Consider the following 19,381-nt stretch of genomic DNA (forward strand, 5'->3'; position numbering starts at 1 on the left):
TTTACTCTAAATCAGAAAATTGAGGAACTTGTGAGGATGAAACTGTAACGGCTTGTGTAACGGTTTGCGAAACTGTTTCATTGAATTTTTGTTACCAATTCTTTCTGGAAATCGTCAGCATCTTCAGACTGGCACACAATAGAAATGGCAACCTGGCTATCAAGAGGCGTTATGAGGATTCTGGTCATTGAAGATGACGAATTAACGGCTCAGGCATTGACAACCATCCTCACTGCCCACCACTATGCTGTGGAAGTTGCGAAAGATGGCAAATCAGGACTTGCCCTCCTCGACAGTTTTGAGTACGATCTGTTAATTCTCGACGTTGGACTGCCGGACTTGAATGGAATCGAAGTCTGCCGACAAGTGCGAAGTGTAGTCCCGCCTTCTGAAAAATCACAGGCTCCTCAACTTCCGATTCTGCTCCTCACGGCTTACCAAAGTCCTCACGATCGAGCGCTTGGACTCGATGCGGGCGCGGATGATTATGTCGTGAAACCATTTGATGAAGAGGAATTAGTCGCAAGAATTCGGGCGCTGCTGCGTCGAGCGAGTTCAACAAGTACTCCTGTGCTCGAATGGGGAGATTTGGAATTAAATCCTAGCTCTTGTGAAGTCAGCTACCGTTCTATACCGCTGATCCTAACTCCAAAAGAATATGGACTCTTAGAACTCTTTTTACGCAACAGTCGAAGAGTTTTTAGCTGTGGCAATATTCTGGAACACTTATGGGCGTATGATGCACCCGGAGAAGAAGCCGTTAGAACTCATATCAAAGGCTTGCGACAGAAACTCAAAGCAGTAGGGGCACCTGCAGATTTTATTGAAACCGTTTATGGAATTGGGTATCGGCTCAAACCCTTAAGCGGTTCTACCCTACTCGCATCGACCATTCCGACTTCGGTTGAGCAGGAAGTTCGATCTAAGCTCGGTGCAGTTTGGACAAGCTACAAAGAGCGCATCAATGAACAGATTGCCATCATTGAGCGAGTTGCCTGTGAATCCGATTGGACACTGCATACATCAGCCACTCGACAAGCCCACACCTTAGCAGGGGCTTTGGGCACGTTTGGCTTTGCAGAAGGTTCGCAGATTGCTCGAAACATCGAACAGATCTTGGCAGGATGTCCCTTAAAACCAAGAGCGTTGAAACAACTGCAAGAACTGCTTGCGACGCTCCGCCGAATCATCGATGTTCCGGCTTCGAGTTCTGCTCCGGTTTGTCCAGAAGTCACTCCGGCGATCGTAAATCTCGTCCCTGATCAGTTACCTTCTATCTTGGTGATTTCACACGATCGCGGATTTCTTGATGCGTTAGAAAGTGAATCTTTGTTGTGGAACTATCAATGTACGATCGCGACGACTGCTAAAGCGGTGATTAAAATTTGCCAAAATGATGCTCCTAGCATTGTTCTCCTCGATCTCGACTGTTTTGACTCGATCACACCGAGCATGGCTTTACTGACTTCGTTGCAGCAATGCTGTTTGACAATTCCAACAATCGTACTAACTTCGCACAACGAGTTGACAGAACGCTTAGAAGTTTCCCGACATGGCGGACGGCTGCTCTTACAAAAAGCAACTCCCATTCCACAAGTGCTAGAGGCAGTTTCTCAAGTACTTCAACGCACGCTACCGACGCAGTCGAAGATTCTGGTTGTCGATGATGATGTCGCTCTTCTCGATGCGCTGACGGTCTTGCTCAGTCCTTGGGGATTAAAGGTGTTTACGCTCAATGATCCGCATCGCTTTTGGGAAACTTTAGAAGCAGTTTCACCGGATGTGTTAGTGCTTGACCTCGAATTTCCTGATTTCAAGGGGATTGAACTTTGTCAAGTCGTGCGGAACGATTTGCATTGGAATCACCTGCCTGTTGTGATTTTGACCGCTCACTCAGAATCAGAAACGATCTCTCAAGTCTTTGCTGCGGGTGCGGATGATTTTGTTAGTAAACCGATCGTGGGTGCAGAATTAGTTGCCCGGATTCTCAATCGGTTAGAGCGGGTCAGACTCGTTCGACAAATTTTAGACACTGACCCGCTGACTGGCGTGATGAATCGGCAGAAATCGACCCAGGAACTAGAAGCATTTTTACGATCGTCGGATCGGTCTCACCAATCTGTTGCGATCGCGGTAATTGATGTCGATCATTTACGCAGTGTCAATGCTCAATATGGTCATGCCGCAGGCGATGCGGTCTTGCGGCAATTTGGGCATTTACTCCAGCAATCGTTCTGTAGCGAGGACATTGTTGCACGCTGGGGTGGAGAAGAGTTTGTGATTGGCATGTATGGCGTAACGCGCGAAGATGGGGTGCAACGCTTGATGCAAGTGCTAGAGCGATTGAATCAGCAAGCTTTAACGACCGAGAACGGAGAAATCGTACATGTGAGCTTTAGTGCTGGAGTGGCACAATATCCCGAAGATGGCAAAGACTTAAAAACTCTCTATCGCACAGCAGATTTAGCGCTGCGTCAAGCGAAACGCTTGCGAGAGGAAACCCATTCTCAGCATACGATTAGCTCAATTCTCCCAGCCGAATCGGATGTCGTTTTAAAGTCTTGAGCGATCGTGCTTCCTCACAAGTTCCTCACAGTGTTTTTTTATCCTGAACTTAGAGCGATCTTCCCTCGCTCTCATCGAAAGAACGCCAGGAGGAACAGATATGTCGCTGATTCATTGGCAACCGCTGAAAGATTTGGAAACTCTGCGTCATCAGATGAATCAGATGTTTGATACGTGGACGCATCATGACACGGGAGGTGCACCGGGACGTGGAATGACTTGGACACCTGCGATCGAGCTAAAACAAACCGAAACTGATATTGTTCTCAAAGCAGAAGTCCCAGGTGTGGACGCGAAAGATTTAGATGTTCAAGTGACCGAGAATGCTGTGTCGATCGCGGGCAGTCATCACGCTGAAGAACGAACCGAAACAGAAGGCATGGTTCACTGTGAGTTGCGTTATGGTCAGTTTCAGCGTTGGGTTCCACTACCAACACCTGTCCACTATGAGCAAGCTAAAGCAGACTTCAAGAATGGCATTCTTACTTTGACCTTGCCGAAACTTGAACCCACTCAGCAACCTATGTTCAAAGTAAATCTAGAAGACAAGCTGCGAACTACAGCCACCCAAAATCGTCTCGATGATGAACATCGTCAGCAGACCGCGCATCGCCGAGCGGAAGATGCGCTGGAAACGATGTCGGAAGGCGATTTGGATCAAGCCGTTCGAGAAACTGTGACTCAGGATCGACAACACGAAGAACATCGCCAAGACGCTGTTCATATGCGAGCAAAGAGCGAAGGCTAACTTGATTTTGAGGAGAAATGGTATGTCTACTACACACGATCGATCTCTATGGCAAACGGTGAAATCGATTCCGCATAACGTGATTCAGTTTATGTCAGGCGCGATCGTTCGGATCTTTGGCACGAGTGATGATGACTATCCTGCCACTGGGGTGCAACCGTTTGAAGGAGAACCAACCAAGGAGAAACATTTCTAACTTGGCTGTTTCTAACTTGATTATGGAAGGCTGGTGAGGAGTGACAAAAGCTGAGAGGTTTGATTACTATGATCAAGCCTCTCAAATTTTTGGTGATGAAGACGAATGCGGTTCGAGTTTTAGATAACTTAGGAATCTCTTACGAACTCAAAGAATACGAAGTTGATCCAGATGATTTGGCAGCAGAATCGGTTGCCAAAAAGATTGGGTTGCCTCCAGAACAAGTGTTCAAAACGTTAGTCGCGCGCGGGGATAGAAATGGCATTTGTCTTGCCGTCATTGGGGGCGATATGCAGCTTGACCTGAAGGCACTCGCAAAGTTAACAGGCGATCGCAAAATTGAAACTGTCGCACTCAAAGAAGTTCAACCTCTCACAGGTTACATTCGCGGCGGAGTCACGGCACTCGCTTGTAAGAAGGATTACCCCGTTTATGTCGATGAATTGATTGAACTGTTTGACACGATTTCGATTTCGGCAGGAATGCGCGGATTGCAGATTTTATTAGCGCCGAGCGATTATCTTCGGGCGGTAAAGGGGACGTTGGGAGCAATTGCACAAGACAAACCGGCAACTTAATTCGAGAAAAAATGGTCTTTTTGACATAAGCTAAAGCTTGCTGATTGTTTAAAATTCTCACCTCCATGATTTCTAGTGAATTGTCGATCGCGCTACCCGTAACTGTTCAACCTGATGTGTCGATCGTCGTGCCCATTTATAACGAGGTTGAGAGCATTCCGAGATTACTAGACGCGATCGGGACAAGTGCGAGCAATGCAGGATTAAGCTACGAAATTATCTGCGTGGATGACGGGTCTAGAGATGGTTCGGATGCACTCCTGAAACAGCAGGCACAACTGCGGAATGATTTGAAAGCGGTGATTCTGCGGCGTAATTATGGACAAACTCCGGCAATGGCAGCCGGATTTGGGCAGGCGCGAGGCAAGGTGATTATTACTTTGGATGGCGATTTACAGAACGATCCAAGTGATATTCCGAATCTTTTGCAGAAGCTTGATGAAGGATACGATTTGGTCAGTGGTTGGCGCAAAAATCGTCAGGATGCCTCTCTGACTCGTGTTTTGCCCTCGAAGATTGCAAACTGGCTAATTGGCAAGGTAACAGGCGTACAACTGCACGATTATGGCTGTTCCTTAAAAGCGTATCGATCTGAACTGGTTGCCGATATGAATCTCTATGGCGAATTGCATCGGTTCTTGCCTGCTCTAGCGTTTATTGAAGGTGCAAGAATTGCAGAAATCCCGGTGAAGCATCATGCGCGGCAGTTTGGTCAAAGCAAGTATGGACTCGATCGAACATTTCGGGTCGTGATGGATTTGCTGACGGTTTCGTTCATGCGCAAATTCTTGACCCGTCCAATGCATGTGTTTGGATTGTTTGGATTGGCTTCGTTGGTTGCGGGACTCTCGATCGGGTTTTATTTAGCATTGATCAAAATTGGCTTTGGCGAAGATATTGGACAGCGCCCGCTCTTGATTTTGGCAGTGGTGCTCTTTCTAGCAGGCTTAAATCTGTTTAGTTTTGGCTTACTCGCTGAGATTTCAATGCGAACCTACCACGAATCGCAAGGTCGCCCGATTTATCGAATCCGGGAGATTGTGGGACGCGAAGAGTAGATTTGTTAGGACTGCGATCGCCGTCTTAATACGTCTGCTAACTTTGTGAATGACTCCGGCAAAGGTGCGATCGCTTCAATCCATTCCTCTCGAACCGGATGAATTAATTTCAATCGCCAAGCGTGCAGGGCTTGTCCTGGAAGATTCACACCGATCGATCGTCCCGAACTATAAAGCGGATCTCCAACAATCGGATTTCCCATAAAAGCGCTATGAACTCGAATTTGATGGGTTCTTCCTGTTTCTAGCTCAAACGCTAAGAGCGTATAGTTTCCCAATCGCTCTTTAATTTTCCAGTGCGTGATCGCGCGTCTGCCGCCTTTTTCTTCGGGAACGATCGCTTGTTTTTGACGATCGACAGGATGTCGCCCAATCGGTTGATCAACTGTTCCGCTCTCTTGCTTGGGTGCGCCATAAACGATGGCGTAATAGTCCCGCCGTGCTGTTTTCGTCCGAAATTGCTCTTGCAGATGATGAAACGCGGCTTCTGTTTTTGCAACGACGATCGCGCCTGTTGTGTCTTTATCGAGTCGATGCACGATTCCCGGACGTTGAATTCCATTGATTCCGGGCAAACTTTCACAATGAGCTAGTAAAGCATTCACCAATGTTCCCGAATCGTGTCCAGCGGAAGGATGCACGACCATACCTGCCGCTTTGTTAACGATGATCAGCGAATCGTCTTCGTAGAGAATGTCTAATGCGATCTCTTCTGGTTTGAGTTCGAGCGGTTGAACTTCGGGTAGTTCAATCTGAATGAAATCGCCATCTGCGATCTCTGCTTTTTTCGATTGGCAGAGTTCTCCATTCACTTGAACGTAACCGGATTCGATTAATTTTTGAATCCGCGATCGCGACAAATCAGGCAGTTGATCCGCCAGATATCGATCGATGCGAATATCACTTTCTTCAACGTAAAATTCAATCATTCGTTCTAATATATTGCAAATACTCACACGCTGAAGGGGACAAATTCGACCTCTTCTAGAATGCGTTCACCAATATAAGGGCTTAAAGATTCAATCGTGACTAGATCAACGGATCGACCAAACAACTCCTCTAGGAAAAAAGAGAGACGAATGAAATTGTCGAACGTTTTTTGCTCTGGCTCAAAGGCTACCAAGATATCAACATCGCTACGATCGCTGATGTCAGTCTCTCGGACAAACGAGCCAAAAATCCCACAACGACTTACCCCAAATTGATGTAACTCTTGTTGATAGTCTCGCAAAAGCGACAATACTTGAGCTTTTGTTTGGACGGGCATCATTTTTTATGACAACGCAATCATGGCAAAGCTTCTCCATTTCTCAAAATAGTTGGAAATTGTGGACGGCACTCAGACAAAATCTCATGTAAGTTCACGACATTGCCAATTACCGCGATCGCTGGCGCACCAAAATTTGCGGCTTCCATTTGTGCAGGCATCGTCGCTAAGGTTCCAATCAATTCCTCTTGCTCCGGTCGAGTGCCCCATCTGACCATCGCGATCGGCGTTTCTAAACTCAACCCACCTTGATTTAACTGTTCAATAATCGTCGGCAAATTGTGAACGCCCATGTAAATCACGATCGTTTCTGACCCTTGAGCGATCGCGCTCCAATTGACTGCCGGACGATATTTACCTGCTTCCTCGTGCCCGGTTACGAACGTCACCGATGAACTATACGATCGATGCGTCAGGGGAATTCCTGCATAAGCAGGAGCCGCAATTCCGGAAGTAACTCCAGGAACCATTTCGACAGGCACACCTGCATCAATTAGATCCGTCATTTCTTCACCACCGCGCCCAAAAATAAACGGATCGCCCCCTTTCAAGCGCACTACGATCGCAGCTTCTTGAGCTTTATCGATCAACAACTGATTAATCTCAGACTGTGCCATCGAATGCCGTCCGCGACGTTTTCCAGCATCGATTTTCTCAGCGATCGGATTGATCATCGCTAAAATCGGCTCACTCACTAACGCATCGTAAACAACAACATCCGCGCACTCTAACAAAGTCTTACCTTTCAGCGTCATCAAACCGGGATCGCCAGGTCCCGCACCGACTAAATATACTTTACCGATACCAGCCGAATGTGTTGTATCTACCATGAGTGTGGCGAAGTTTGCGAAGGGGAAAAACCGAGTATGGCTCAGTCTACTCAATTTAAGAGTCTACTCAATCTTAAGAAGTGATATCTACTACGTTTGAAACTGGATAATTGAAAAATTGTGAAATGATTATCTCAGAATACTAGCGGACTGCGTTGATCGCATTGCTAATTCTGGCGCAATCCATTCCACAATCAAATTGACGAGATCCTCGCAAAAGTCAAATGCACTGAGTAAATGCAAAGACGAGTCTGGATATTTCTCGTCAAGCGTTTGAACCGAAGCCGAGATCGCATCTGTTATCCCGCCTGAGAAGAGAAAGTAAGGCAAAATCACAATTTCCTGACATCCCTGCAATTCCGCCAAACGTGAATCTAATTTCGGCTCAACTGACCAATACGCAGAAACAGCATCGATCGCAGTTGCGAGTTCTTCAATGACAGCGTTTCCACCAGGGCGACGGCTGCCATGAGACAGCAGAATTCTTACATCTGAGGGAATCTGACGAATTCGCTTGGCTAAAACTTTCTCCAATCCTGCATAGCTGCCCAGATGAGGCAGCACTTTGAGTTCGGCTGAAATGTTCGCTTGCGCGATCGCAATCTGCTCTGGAATGTCTTCCATCACATGCACGCCAGGTAGCAAAAAGAGAGGCACAATCTGGATTTGAGAGATGTCAGGATGCTGACGGCTAAACTCCTCGATTTGCTCATGTAAGGGAGTGGGAGCGCATTCTAAAACAGCCGCTCCTACTGGAGTAGAAAGGTGCTGTTCCATGCGATCGCGCAGTTGATCGATCGCGATCTGGGGGCGAATATCCCGACTTCCATGCGTAACGAGAAGATAGGCAGAACGCAAGACTTAAGCCTCTCAAGAATTGTGAAGTTACGTAACATAATAGCGTTTCTGCTTCTGCTCTAACCGAGGATCAGAAAGATTTTAATCAAAGGCGATGAGAAAGCGACTGCTGCTATTGATTTTGGGTTTCGCATTACTGCTGACTCAACGTGCAAGTGCTTATACCCCTGCACAGCCTTACTCACTGTGGTTTTACTTTGATCGTGCTCCTGAAGCGGTGCAATTTGTGGAATGCAAATCGACAAGTTCTCTGCTCTGTGATCAGCCCAAGTTATTAATTCAGTATGGGAACTGTACCGATGTCGTCTGTTTGAAAACGCAGCCCGTTTTGCGATCTCCATACAAATTTGAATGTGCAGAAACGGCTTGTCTCTATCAGGAACCACTTCAGAGTCAAGGTTCTAGAGATCCGATCTTTCAATTGATTGTTCAATTTTCCAATCAAGCTCGCTCCACTCCGCCTTTTACGGCTGATTTTCGTAGTCGGATTGCGGGATATCGCGATCGCCATTTCACGGTAATTCGTCAGAATCAATCGCTCCAAGTCGAACCTGACGAAGCAATGAAGCCAACCCGTTGGGAAGTGTTTGGCATCGCATTGACGATTACACAGTGCAGTGAATTCGCGATCGCGCTGCTCTGCTTGGGTGTTCTCAGATTTAATCGATCTCAAGTTGCAAGAGTGTTGCTCTGGATCGGATTTGTGAATCTACTAACCTTTCCAGTCGTGTGGTTTTTCTTTCCATCTTTGCAAGCGTTTCAGTATCGATCAACTCGCGTCTTTGGTGTATTCAGTTTATTCAATGCGATCGGGTTTAGCCTGGCACTGGTTCATCAAAAAACAATTACGACGAAAACAATCATTAGAACTGGAATCGTCTGGTTTTTCTGTTTACCGATCGTACTAATTGCTGCATTCTTGTTCGCGGTGCTGGTTGGCTATGCAGAATTTCTACCGACAGCTTTAGGCGTTCCCAGTCTGATCACACTGATGACTTCTCAAATCTGCGTGGCGATTTGGGAAGGATGGTTATTAGCGCGATCGCAAAGTGGTCTATCGAACTATCATTCTTACTGGTTAAGTTTGTTGATCAATCTATGTAGTTTTCTATCCGGCTTAGCATTACTTCCTACATTGCAGCAGGTTGGGTGAGCGAATTATTTCGGTACCACTTTTAAAATAATCGGCGCATCTGGTACATCCATCGTTACTCTTCTCGGAGCCGAAAATGTCGCTGTTGCACTCGACGATCGATTCGGTAAAAAGGTCGCTGCTGCTTTAGTTGGAGTCAACAAATTCACGGTCACTCGCTGAGTTTTGTTCGCGTCTGTACTTTCGGTGTTCAGCCACATGACTAAGTAAAAGTCACCATTCCTCTTCTGCAACAAGGTATGCCGTAAGTCTTTTACATTGCCGCTGAAATAGTAAGATAAGCTTCCAGGAGCACTGCCGCCAGACTGATCATTCAAAATCCGAATCAGATTACGTACCGCATAAAAGGCAGGTTTCGGAGTGCCATCAGCGCGAATGATGCCAAAGTTATTCTCTTGATCTGGAGCCGGACGCTGATCCATGAGTTCGTAGATAAACGTGCGTTTGATCCCACGATTGAAAAACTCCAAATACGTTCTTGGAATATACTTCGCAGAGACTTGCTCGGTCACAGCTTTGTGCGTTGTGACGCGATCGTGAATGGCATTGTGGTATCCCGTCTCGGTGACAATAATCGGTCGATCGCCTGAAAATTGTTTTGTGAGCGGCAACCAACGCCAATCAAAATCTTGCCCCGGCACACGTCCCCCTGAATAACTGTGCATATTGCCCAGTTCACTATAAGCCGCGAGCGAGCCAACTTTTTTCCCATTCTCTGGTTGTGCCATGGAGGGAGCCAGCACCGGAATATTTGCCGTGGCTCGATCGCTCTTAAGCGCGCGGAACATATCCGCTTGATAGTTGCGCAATCCCTCTGGAAAAGACTTACCCTTGTAGCTCATCCTTTCCGCATTCACATCCCATTCGTTCGGTCCTTCTACCCCTGCCACATAAGGTAGTGCTTGCTTTACCTGATCGACGACATTCTGCGGTGTAATGTTGTCACGTGGATCCATCACTAACGTCGATCGAATCCCCTGTGCTCCTAAGCGGCGCATTTTGGCATACATTTTGGGATCATTCCCGCCGTCGCGAATATGTCGAATCCCCAACTCTCGCAGTCGGGGTTCAACCACATCTTCAAAGCGTCCATAGCTTGTATCGATGTAGCGCAAATGCGTTGCAATCCCTATCGAATCAATAAACGTATCCACAGGTTTTGCACGTTCTCGAACCGTATTCGCGATCGCGACCGTCATTCCATAATCTGTGCTGAGCGGCTGACCTGTAAACACCTGAAGTGCGTATGTTCCTGCACTGAAAACCGCAGCGATTGATTCGATCATAGTTCTATCAGAGGGACTAATAATATCGCTTCGCTCATTGAGCAGTTTGAGATCTAGATTATTCAGTTAGGTTATCAAGCCTGACGTCAATCGCTGTCGATTGAGCCAGATTAAACTGAATGAAAATTTGAAGCATTGATTAGACTCGATGAATCATCAATGAGGATGAGATCATTTCGTTATCTGAAATGATCATTCATCCAAACGTAAATTCGATCATCCGTCTCCACTTTGAATCTTCTGTAGGATTCGTAACGCCGTTCACGAAGCTGAACACTGAGAAGACCTGCGAGACCCTACAGAACTTGAAGATTCGCGGTTTTATTGCGCAACTTTCTTAAAAAACTCCGAAAATGTAACGGATTGCAACGTATAATTAAACCCAATTGTCGATCACAGGTTAGGTGAACAGACTACATGCGAGTAGCGATCGCCGGAGGCGGCTTAGCAGGATTAGCCTGCGCGAAATATTTAGTCGATGCTGGACACACGCCAATCGTGCTGGAAAGCCGCGATGTACTAGGTGGATTAGTTGCAGCTTGGAAAGATGAAGATGGCGACTGGTACGAAACGGGGCTTCATGCCTTTTTCGGCGCTTATCCGAATATGCTGCAATTAATGGGTGAATTGAACATCCTCGATCGACTCCAGTGGAAAGAGCATGCTCTGATTTTTAATCAGCCTGAAAAGCCTGAAACCTATTCCTACTTCAGCGTTCCCGACATTCCCGCTCCCTTTAACGTCATTGCTTCGATTCTGAAAAACAATGACATGCTGACCTGGGAGCAGAAAATCCGCTTCGCGATCGGGCTGTGGCCGGGTGTACTCCGCGGTCAAAAGTACGTCGAAGACATGGATAAGTACAGTCTGCTGGAATGGCTACAGCGTCAAGGCATTGGCGAACGAGTCAGTTCTGATATCTTTATCGCTGCCTCAAAAGCACTGACGTTTATCAATCCTGACGAAGTTTCAGCGACGATTATTCTCACAGCACTCAATAAATTTTTACAAGAACGTTACGGCTCTAAGATTGCTTTCTTAGATGGTTCTCCCACAGAAAGATTGTGCCAACCGATCGTCGATCACATTGTTGCAGGCGGGGGCGAAGTTCACCTGAAAAAGCCGCTCAAGCAGGTCTTGTTGAATGAAGATCAGTCTGTGAAAGGCTTCTTGATTCGGGGACTAGATGGCGCACCAGATGAAGTTATCACCGCAGATAAGTACGTCTCTGCCATGTCTGTAGATGTGATGAAAGTTCTGATGCCAGAGCCTTGGAAAGCAATGCCATTTTTCCAAAAGCTCGAAGGCTTAGAAGGCGTTCCGGTGATCAACTTACATCTCTGGTTCGATCGCAAATTGACAGACATCGATCAGCTATTGTTCTCTCGCTCCGACTTACTGAGTGTCTATGCTGACATGAGCATTACCTGTAAGGCGTACGAAGACCCCGATCGCTCAATGCTGGAATTTGTCCTAGCTCCTGCAAAAGATTGGATCGACAAATCCGACGAAGCGATCATCGAAGCGACGATGAAAGAATTAGAGCGGTTATTCCCGCAACATTTAACTGGGGAAAATCCTGCTAAGTTAAGAAAATATAAAGTTGTGAAAACGCCGCGATCAGTCTACACGGCTTCTCCGGGTCGTCAGGCATACCGCCCATCGCAGGAAACGCCGATCGCAAACTTCTATCTTTCAGGAAGCTACACGATGCAGCAATATCTAGGAAGTATGGAAGGAGCCGTGCTTTCTGGTAAGCTGACAGCGCAGGCAATTACGAACGCGCCTGCTTCAACTGCCACTGAATCACCCCGATTAGAGACCAGTCAGTAGCAATTCGCACTTTGTCAACTTCCACCCTTTCCTCCGTCTTACGAATGCTGCAATTGCCCGAACAACCCTCTTCCTACCTGCGATCGCTAGCTTCTGTCGATGAGGCTTACGAACAGTGTCGCCAACTGATGGAACACTTCACGAAGTCTTTCTACTTAGCGACGCTGCTATTCCCGCTCGAAAAGCGGCGGGCAATCTGGGCAATCTATGTCTGGTGTCGCCGGACAGATGAGCTTGTCGATGGCTTTAATGGCAAGCAAGCCACGAACGATACGCTTGATCAGTGGGAAGAGCGCTTAGAAAAAATCTTCGCGGGCTATCCCGAAGATGATTTCGATGTCGCACTGGTTGACACGGTGGAGCGCTTTCCGATCGAGATTCAACCGTTCCGCGACATGATTGCGGGACAACGGATGGATCTCTATCGCAGCCGCTATGAGACGTTCGATGAGCTTTACTTGTACTGCTATCGGGTTGCAAGTACGGTTGGTTTGATGTCCACGGATGTGATGGGGCTAGCTGAGCCAGATACGACTGCGCCCTGGTATCGTCCTGAACCTAGCTATTCGCCGTTAGACGATGCGATCGCGCTCGGTGTCGCGAAACAGTTAACGAATATTTTGCGCGATGTGGGTGAAGATGCGCGTCGGGGTCGGATTTATCTACCGCTTGAGGATTTAGCGCGGTTTAATTACACCGAAGACGACTTGATGAAGGGTGTGAATGACGATCGCTGGAAAGCCCTGATGAAGTTTCAGATTGAGCGAGCGCGGCAGTTCTATGCAATGGCAGAGCGTGGCATTGGTTCATTAAATGAAGATGCCCGCTGGCCAGTTTGGTCAGCCTTGATGCTGTATAGCCAAATTTTGAACGCAATCGAGAACAATAATTATGACAATTTCAACCGTCGGGCTTATGTACCCGGGTTGAAAAAAATGTCGTTGTTACCAATTTCTTGGCTGAGAGCAAAAGTCCTTTAAGCTCTCGACAACCGGTGTAGCCACATAAAGTTCGGACCTTCTGGCGAAGCACAGCGTTGAATCAGATTGTAAGAATACGAGAGATTGTCGCCCGGCAAATCATTGCGATAGCCGTCCTCAAACCACTCGCCAAACGGATCATTCACGCGCAAGCCGACGCGATCGTATCCGCGCACGACTAGAATATGTCCAAAGCTCGTAAAGTATCCATGCAGAATGCAGGGCTTGCCTTCGGAGATCGCTTTACGAATATCGAGCATTCGCCCTTGTAAAGTCAGGTCATCTTTTAATCCATAATCCTCTGCCATGATCGCCAAATCATGCGGATCATGGCGGCTTAAGCCTTTATTTTCCATGTAGCGATAGAGTTCATCCTCAAACTGCACCGCATTTGTTCGCTTCGGAATCTGGAAATACCGCATCACCATCGCAAAACTTGTGACATTGCAAGCTCCTTTCGGATTCTCAGCATTGTTGAGTTGCGTATGATAAGGGACATTTAAGAGCTTCGACGACGGTAGCGAAAAATTCGGCAGTCCGATGCTAGCTTTGCGCTCAAAGTTTTTCACCTGTCCGCGTTGATTAAAAATCTGAACATGCGGCTGAAAGACATACCAGGTATTGCGCGGAGGTCTGCCCAAAAACTGATCAACGAGTGCAACCCGAACATGATTATTGCCCACGGGTTTGTAAGAGTGAACAGTAAACTCCTCACCAACTGGGACACTGATTTTATCTTGAGCCGATAGCTTAGAAGAATCCGCCGTGGACTGTTTGAATGTTGTAGATTGCAGAACTTTGAGTTTCATAAGATTAAGCTTCCCTGACGCTAGCAGTTTACTCCGGATAAGCGATGTCAACTCAGGAATCAGACGTAAGCCGCGCCGTTTCGGATCACAACGTCTTAAAATGATCAGTCTGTATCATACAGACCGATTTTAGACTAGCGAGAAAGATCATGCCCGAAAATCTAAGAAGCCAAGCTATCACTCAGGGGGTTCAGCGATCGCCCAATCGTGCGATGCTGCGCGCTGTGGGATTCCAAGATGCCGATTTCACAAAGCCGATCGTCGGGGTTGCAAGTGCTCATAGTACGATTACGCCTTGCAACATGGGAATTGCACCGCTTGCCATTCAAGCAGAAGAAGGCATTCGGGCGGCAGGCGGTATGCCGCAGATGTTTGGCACGATTACGATTAGTGACGGGATCTCGATGGGTACGGAAGGGATGAAATATTCTCTCGTCTCGCGAGATGTGATTGCCGATTCGATCGAGACTGCTTGCACCGGGCAAAGTATGGACGGCGTAATCGCGATCGGCGGGTGTGATAAAAACATGCCGGGAGCCATGATTGCGATGGCACGAATGAATATTCCAGCGATTTTTGTCTATGGCGGCACAATTAAGCCGGGTCATTTAGACGGACAAGATTTGACTGTCGTTAGTTCGTTTGAAGCGGTTGGACAGTACAGTGCTGGCAGAATTAACGAAGCCATGCTGTATGCCGTGGAGCGAAGTGCTTGTCCGGGTGCGGGTTCGTGCGGTGGAATGTATACCGCAAATACGATGTCCTCGGCATTTGAAGCGATGGGCATGAGCTTGATGTATTCGTCTACGATGTCGGCGGTGGATCCTGAAAAAGCAGAAAATACCGCACTGGCTGGAAAGGTCTTAGTTGAAGCGATTCGCAATCAAATCCTGCCGCGAGACATTATTACGCGCAAGTCGATCGAGAATGCGATTTCAGTGATCATGGCAGTGGGTGGTTCGACGAATGCTGTGTTGCACTTTTTAGCGATCGCGCATTCAGCGGGTGTGCCTTGGACGATTGATGATTTTGAAACGATTCGCGAACGGGTTCCGGTGCTCTGTGATCTCAAACCTTCGGGTCGTTATGTGGCAACAGACTTGCATCGGGCGGGTGGAATTCCGCAGGTGATGAAAATGCTGTTAGCTCATGGCTTGCTGCATGGAGATTGTTTGACAATTACTGGAGAAACGATCGCAGAACGGCTGAAAGACATTCCCGAAGAGCCGCGTGCGGATCAAGATGTGATTCGTCCTTGGGATCGACCGATGTATGCGACTGGACACTTAGCGATTCTCAAAGGCAATTTAGCGACAGAAGGATCGGTTGCGAAAATCACAGGCGTGAAGAATCCGAAGATTACAGGCCCCGCTCGTGTGTTTGAGTCTGAGGAAGAATGTCTAGACGCGATTTTGGCAAACCAGATCAATCCAGGCGATGTTCTCGTCATTCGCTACGAAGGTCCGAAGGGTGGCCCTGGAATGCGCGAAATGCTCGCACCGACTTCGGCAATTATTGGCGCAGGCTTAGGCGATTCAGTTGGCTTGATCACCGACGGACGCTTTTCGGGTGGAACCTACGGCATGGTTGTCGGACACGTTGCACCGGAGGCGTTTGTCGGCGGTACGATCGCACTGGTTCAAGAAGGCGATGAAATTACGATCGATGCTCCCGCTCGTTTACTTCAGTTGAATGTAACCGAAGAGGAATTAGAAAAACGCCGCGCTGCCTGGAAACCCCCTGCACCGAGATATACCAAAGGCGTGCTAGCAAAGTATGCCAAATTGGTCTCGTCGAGCAGTTTGGGGGCAGTGACGGATTTGGGATTGGGTTGATTTGAGTAGAGAGATAGAGAGAAAACTAGAATGATGCCTTAGAGGGTGTTTGAAAAGCATCAACAATTTCCTCGCTCCGTTCTAGCTCGCCCTGGAATAGAATTCCGGGCTAACAGTGCGAAGTCCTTTTCAAAGGACTGAAGACCTGATTTTGATTGGCTGTTAGTCCCTTCAGTGGACTTCGTTCAACTAGCCCTGGACTTCCAGTCCGGGGGCGGGTGAATGCGATGAACGATACTTTTCAAACATCCTCTTACTCCCCACTCTCCACTCTCCATCTCAAAACTTCAAATTTTTTCCCAACAATCTTCTCCCCAATCTGCCCTAGCATGGAGAAAACCATTGGAATCAGACTATGGTGCGACTTCGGATTTGGCAGTGGATCGTTTTGGCACTCCCGATCGCAGTTGTGATCGGCTTTCTGCTGATTTCAGCAGGACTCCAAATCCATGAATGGGGAATCAACTGGATTTGGGCGATCGTGGCAGTAATCTTCGTCGGGTGGCGCTGGCTGCTGGTGAAATGGACACAGCCTGCACTCAGTCAAGTTGAAGCGATCGTTGCTGAACTCTCAGAAGAGACAATCGAACTCAGCGACTCTCCTGCAACCAATGCGACTCGACAAGCCGAAACCGAAGTTCAGAAAATCTTAGCTGAAGCACAATTCGATCCGCCCATCTGGCAGGACTGGAACATCTTTTGGCAACGCTGTCAGAGTTTGATTCGCGCGATCGCAAATATTTACTATCCAGATGCTCAAAAGCCGCTGCTGAATATCTATGTTCCACAAGCGTACTCACTGTTGCGTGGAACTGTGGATGACTTAGATCAATGGATGCAAAGACTTGCACCTGTCTTGAATCAAGTCACCGTGGGACAAGCTGTTCAAGCTTATGAGATCTATCAAAAACTAGAGCCTTCTGCGCGGAAAGTGCTGCGAGTGTGGAACTGGGCGCAATGGTTTCTCAATCCTGCGGTCGCAGTTGCTCGAACTGCAACACAAAGTAGTAGTAGCAAAGCAACTCAAGAACTCCTAGGCAATCTTAGCCAAATGTTGCGAGAAGCAGTTTTGCGAAATCTCGCAAGACAAGCGATCTCACTCTATAGCGGCAAGGCTGCACCTGTTCTACCTGCGATTGAAACACCTGCAAAATTCCAAACCTTAAAAGAAGTCATTGCTCAAGCAACACCCGTCGAAACAGTCGCACAAAAGCCTGTTAGCTTATTGCTTGTCGGTCGAACTGGAGCCGGAAAAAGTAGTTTGATCAATACCTTGTTTGTGCAAGCACAGGCAAAAGTCGATGCACTGCCTTCGACGGATCAAATCCAAGATTATCGTTGGGAAACAGAGAGTGGAGAGACTTTAACGCTCTGGGATACACCGGGCTATGAGCAGGTTGAACGCTCTGATTTTCGGCAGCAAGTCCTCGATTATGCTGCAAAAACAGACTTAGTTTTACTCGTTTCGCCTGCACTCGATCCAGCATTGCAAATGGATTTGGACTTCTTGAATGCACTGAAGGCGCAAGAACTGCCAACCCTTGCGATCGTCACGCAAGTCGATCGCTTACGTCCGATTCGAGAATGGACTCCACCGTACAACTGGCAATTCGGCGATCGCCCCAAAGAAGTCTCGATTCGAGAAGCGGTTGCCTATCGTCAAGACGTGTTGGGCGAAGTTGCTTCATTCGTCTTGCCACTCGTCACAGCGGGTGAACATCGAGAAGCTTGGAGCGTGGATGACTTATCGATCGCGATTCTGAACAGCCTTGATCCAGTCAAACAAGCGCGGCTCGCCCGGTTTCTCAAAAACATTGATGCCCGCACTGCAACTGCCGCGAAGATTATCGATCGCTATACCTTTCAAATGGCGACAACTCAAGGCTTAACCGCATTTCTAAAAAGCCCCGTTCTGAGATTTCTGTCCACGATCGCGACAGGTTCACCCACATTAGCCCTATTACTCGCAGAACAAATCCCGATCGAGCAATTACCGATCGTCGTGGGTAAATTGCAAATGGCGTATGACCTCTACCAATTGCTGCAACCCTCAGCCCCGCTTGACTTTAAAGCCTTATGGTCAATTCTGAGCGATAGCTCATCGACCCCCGATCGAGTCGCATGGGCATTTGGGCATGCGTTAACCGAATATTGGACACAAAACTTATCGATCGAAAATCTGGAAATCCGCTACCGCCACTACTTAGACGCAAAACCACTGTGAAATTTAGACAAATCTTCTGTGAAGGATTGCAAAACCCTACTGACTGTGTAATATTTATCACGTTATTAGGGATAAACAGCAATCCTCCGAGCAGTCTATGACAGCCCCCACCGTCTTTGCCTTGACGTTTGCATCTGCGGTATTACCCACACCATCGGTATCCGTTCCTCCGACTTCGCTCCCGCCAGAAAAGTTCCCGATCTCAATTACTGAACCCAGAATCGCATCTTCTCCGTTGAGTTCGACGGTTTCAGTTCGACCTGAAGTGGAGATCCAGCCTGAGTTTTCTTCAGAGGTTGCCCCGCTGGTGTCTGCGCCTCGATCGGGTGGACAACTTTACCTGCAACGCTTATCTGCTTTGAAAATCGGCAAACTCTACACCCGATTGCCCAGCGACAGTTTCCGAGAAATTTGGCAAAATTCCTCTGTTCAGCCGACGTATGAACAGTGGCGAAAATTACTTGCTCTAGAAGCGAAGGCGGTATCAAGACGCAATGGCGATCGTCAACTCTCGATTCTACTCGGTGATTCCTTAAGTTTATGGTTTCCGGGCGATCGCTTACCGCAGTCTCAAATCTGGCTGAATCAAGGCATTTCTGGTGATACGACTTGGAATATCTTGGCGCGCTTACCGGATATTGCGAACACCCGCCCCGATCAAATTTACGTAATGGCAGGGGTGAATGATTTGAAAATGGGGGCAAGCGATGCTGAAATTATTTGGAATATGCAGCGAATTCTCAAGCAGCTTCGCGCAATGCATCCTCGCACCAAGGTGATTGTCGAATCAATCTTACCGACTCGCACCCCCAGGATTCCCAGCGATCGCATTATCCATATCAATCAGCAATTGCAAGAACTTGCACGCCAAGAAGGAGCAACCTATCTCGATTTATTTGCACAATTTGCCGATCACGATGGTCAGATCCTATCGGAATATACGACCGATGGAATTCATCTCACATCTCAAGGCTATGCAACTTGGCAGACTGTGTTCCAGGATTCTGATACAAGGGTCGCGGCGGCTCCGGTTCTGGCAAATTGATCTGAGATTTGAGCGGGGAATGTAGTTGTCGATCGCATGAATTTTGCGGAGTGGGGAGATGGGGAGAAAGAAACCGATTTTCCTACCCCCCTATCAGATTGATTGTGATGAACTCG

17 protein-coding genes are annotated in these 19,381 nt (G+C 47.7%); 11 read left to right on the forward strand and 6 right to left on the reverse strand.

Going from position 1 to position 19,381, the window contains the following annotated elements; translation table 11 throughout:
• Positions 1–171 precede the first annotated feature (171 nt).
• The 5 genes from ACMUEV_RS28130 (at position 172) to ACMUEV_RS28150 (ending at position 5,145) form a co-directional block, all read left to right on the forward strand.
• Positions 172–2,565 (forward strand): response regulator, encoded by a 2,394-nt coding sequence (locus tag ACMUEV_RS28130; RefSeq protein WP_190653020.1) that lies wholly within the window; start codon positions 172–174, stop codon positions 2,563–2,565.
• A gap of 100 nt (positions 2,566–2,665) precedes the next feature.
• Complete coding sequence (locus tag ACMUEV_RS28135; RefSeq protein WP_190653019.1) at positions 2,666–3,313, forward strand: Hsp20/alpha crystallin family protein; 648 nt, start codon at positions 2,666–2,668, stop codon at positions 3,311–3,313.
• Between the two features lie 22 nt (positions 3,314–3,335).
• On the forward strand, positions 3,336–3,509 hold the full coding sequence (locus ACMUEV_RS28140) for a hypothetical protein (protein WP_017285856.1): 174 nt from the start codon (positions 3,336–3,338) through the stop codon (positions 3,507–3,509).
• A gap of 68 nt (positions 3,510–3,577) precedes the next feature.
• A complete protein-coding gene (ybaK, locus tag ACMUEV_RS28145; protein WP_017285855.1) occupies positions 3,578–4,087 on the forward strand; it encodes a Cys-tRNA(Pro) deacylase in 510 nt (169 codons plus the stop codon).
• A 65-nt stretch (positions 4,088–4,152) separates the two neighbouring features.
• Positions 4,153–5,145, forward strand: a complete 993-nt coding sequence (locus tag ACMUEV_RS28150; protein ID WP_190653018.1) for a glycosyltransferase family 2 protein — start codon at positions 4,153–4,155, stop codon at positions 5,143–5,145.
• Between the two features lie 5 nt (positions 5,146–5,150).
• Here the strand turns inward: ACMUEV_RS28150 and ACMUEV_RS28155 are convergent, their stop codons facing one another.
• The 4 genes from ACMUEV_RS28155 to ACMUEV_RS28170 form a co-directional block, all read right to left on the reverse strand.
• Positions 5,151–6,074 carry an RluA family pseudouridine synthase gene (locus ACMUEV_RS28155; protein WP_190653017.1) on the reverse strand — a complete coding sequence of 308 codons (924 nt, stop codon included), beginning with the start codon at positions 6,072–6,074 and terminating at the stop codon, positions 5,151–5,153.
• Positions 6,075–6,097: 23 nt separating this feature from the next.
• Positions 6,098–6,415, reverse strand: a complete 318-nt coding sequence (locus ACMUEV_RS28160) for a nucleotidyltransferase family protein (RefSeq protein ID WP_242044733.1) — start codon at positions 6,413–6,415, stop codon at positions 6,098–6,100.
• A 17-nt stretch (positions 6,416–6,432) separates the two neighbouring features.
• Complete coding sequence (gene cobA, locus ACMUEV_RS28165; protein ID WP_190653016.1) at positions 6,433–7,242, reverse strand: uroporphyrinogen-III C-methyltransferase; 810 nt, start codon at positions 7,240–7,242, stop codon at positions 6,433–6,435.
• Positions 7,243–7,371: 129 nt separating this feature from the next.
• Positions 7,372–8,100, reverse strand: a complete 729-nt coding sequence (locus ACMUEV_RS28170; RefSeq protein WP_190653015.1) for a sirohydrochlorin chelatase — start codon at positions 8,098–8,100, stop codon at positions 7,372–7,374.
• A gap of 94 nt (positions 8,101–8,194) precedes the next feature.
• On the opposite strand from ACMUEV_RS28170, the gene ACMUEV_RS28175 reads away from it, so the two are divergent.
• Entirely contained in the window at positions 8,195–9,253 is a 1,059-nt protein-coding gene (locus ACMUEV_RS28175) for a hypothetical protein (RefSeq protein ID WP_017285848.1), read from the forward strand.
• 5 nt (positions 9,254–9,258) lie between these two features.
• Here the strand turns inward: ACMUEV_RS28175 and ACMUEV_RS28180 are convergent, their stop codons facing one another.
• On the reverse strand, positions 9,259–10,539 hold the full coding sequence (locus ACMUEV_RS28180) for a hypothetical protein (protein WP_190653014.1): 1,281 nt from the start codon (positions 10,537–10,539) through the stop codon (positions 9,259–9,261).
• Positions 10,540–10,956: 417 nt separating this feature from the next.
• Here ACMUEV_RS28180 and pds point away from each other — a divergent pair, with 417 nt between their 5' ends.
• Both pds and ACMUEV_RS28190 read left to right on the forward strand, forming a co-directional pair.
• On the forward strand, positions 10,957–12,372 hold the full coding sequence (pds, locus tag ACMUEV_RS28185; protein WP_190653013.1) for a 15-cis-phytoene desaturase: 1,416 nt from the start codon (positions 10,957–10,959) through the stop codon (positions 12,370–12,372).
• Between the two features lie 11 nt (positions 12,373–12,383).
• The gene (locus ACMUEV_RS28190; protein WP_316425900.1) at positions 12,384–13,352 is read left to right on the forward strand and encodes a phytoene synthase; all 969 of its coding nucleotides are present in this window, start codon (positions 12,384–12,386) and stop codon (positions 13,350–13,352) included.
• On the opposite strand, the gene ACMUEV_RS28195 is transcribed toward ACMUEV_RS28190, so the two are convergent.
• A complete protein-coding gene (locus ACMUEV_RS28195) occupies positions 13,349–14,161 on the reverse strand; it encodes a C39 family peptidase (RefSeq protein WP_017285844.1) in 813 nt (270 codons plus the stop codon). The genes ACMUEV_RS28190 and ACMUEV_RS28195 overlap by 4 nt on opposite strands.
• A gap of 149 nt (positions 14,162–14,310) precedes the next feature.
• On the opposite strand from ACMUEV_RS28195, the gene ilvD reads away from it, so the two are divergent.
• The 3 genes from ilvD to ACMUEV_RS28210 all read left to right on the forward strand — a co-directional run bounded on the left by ilvD (position 14,311) and on the right by ACMUEV_RS28210 (position 19,265).
• The gene (ilvD, locus tag ACMUEV_RS28200; protein ID WP_017285843.1) at positions 14,311–15,996 is read left to right on the forward strand and encodes a dihydroxy-acid dehydratase; all 1,686 of its coding nucleotides are present in this window, start codon (positions 14,311–14,313) and stop codon (positions 15,994–15,996) included.
• A 355-nt stretch (positions 15,997–16,351) separates the two neighbouring features.
• Positions 16,352–18,220, forward strand: coding sequence for a GTPase family protein (locus ACMUEV_RS28205; protein ID WP_190653012.1), 1,869 nt, complete (start codon positions 16,352–16,354; stop codon positions 18,218–18,220).
• A gap of 97 nt (positions 18,221–18,317) precedes the next feature.
• Positions 18,318–19,265, forward strand: a complete 948-nt coding sequence (locus ACMUEV_RS28210) for a GDSL-type esterase/lipase family protein (protein ID WP_190653011.1) — start codon at positions 18,318–18,320, stop codon at positions 19,263–19,265.
• The last annotated feature ends 116 nt before the right edge of the window (positions 19,266–19,381 follow it).

The organism is Leptolyngbya sp. FACHB-1624 (assembly GCF_047649235.1).
GTDB lineage: Bacteria > Cyanobacteriota > Cyanobacteriia > Leptolyngbyales > Leptolyngbyaceae > Leptolyngbya > Leptolyngbya boryana.

Bases quoted from the DNA above. Each gene is read 5' to 3' on its own strand.
- ACMUEV_RS28175 (WP_017285848.1), top strand. From the start codon at position 8,195: ATGAGAAAGCGACTGCTGCTATTGATTTTGGGTTTCGCATTACTGCTG.
- ACMUEV_RS28150 (WP_190653018.1), top strand. From the start codon at position 4,153: ATGATTTCTAGTGAATTGTCGATCGCGCTACCCGTAACTGTTCAACCT.
- pds (WP_190653013.1), top strand. From the start codon at position 10,957: ATGCGAGTAGCGATCGCCGGAGGCGGCTTAGCAGGATTAGCCTGCGCG.
- ACMUEV_RS28155 (WP_190653017.1), bottom strand. From the start codon at position 6,074: ATGATTGAATTTTACGTTGAAGAAAGTGATATTCGCATCGATCGATAT.
- ACMUEV_RS28160 (WP_242044733.1), bottom strand. From the start codon at position 6,415: ATGATGCCCGTCCAAACAAAAGCTCAAGTATTGTCGCTTTTGCGAGAC.
- ACMUEV_RS28180 (WP_190653014.1), bottom strand. From the start codon at position 10,539: ATGATCGAATCAATCGCTGCGGTTTTCAGTGCAGGAACATACGCACTT.
- ACMUEV_RS28210 (WP_190653011.1), top strand. From the start codon at position 18,318: ATGACAGCCCCCACCGTCTTTGCCTTGACGTTTGCATCTGCGGTATTA.
- ilvD (WP_017285843.1), top strand. From the start codon at position 14,311: ATGCCCGAAAATCTAAGAAGCCAAGCTATCACTCAGGGGGTTCAGCGA.
- ACMUEV_RS28130 (WP_190653020.1), top strand. From the start codon at position 172: ATGAGGATTCTGGTCATTGAAGATGACGAATTAACGGCTCAGGCATTG.
- ybaK (WP_017285855.1), top strand. From the start codon at position 3,578: ATGATCAAGCCTCTCAAATTTTTGGTGATGAAGACGAATGCGGTTCGA.
- ACMUEV_RS28195 (WP_017285844.1), bottom strand. From the start codon at position 14,161: ATGAAACTCAAAGTTCTGCAATCTACAACATTCAAACAGTCCACGGCG.
- ACMUEV_RS28140 (WP_017285856.1), top strand. From the start codon at position 3,336: ATGTCTACTACACACGATCGATCTCTATGGCAAACGGTGAAATCGATT.
- ACMUEV_RS28205 (WP_190653012.1), top strand. From the start codon at position 16,352: ATGGTGCGACTTCGGATTTGGCAGTGGATCGTTTTGGCACTCCCGATC.
- cobA (WP_190653016.1), bottom strand. From the start codon at position 7,242: ATGGTAGATACAACACATTCGGCTGGTATCGGTAAAGTATATTTAGTC.
- ACMUEV_RS28135 (WP_190653019.1), top strand. From the start codon at position 2,666: ATGTCGCTGATTCATTGGCAACCGCTGAAAGATTTGGAAACTCTGCGT.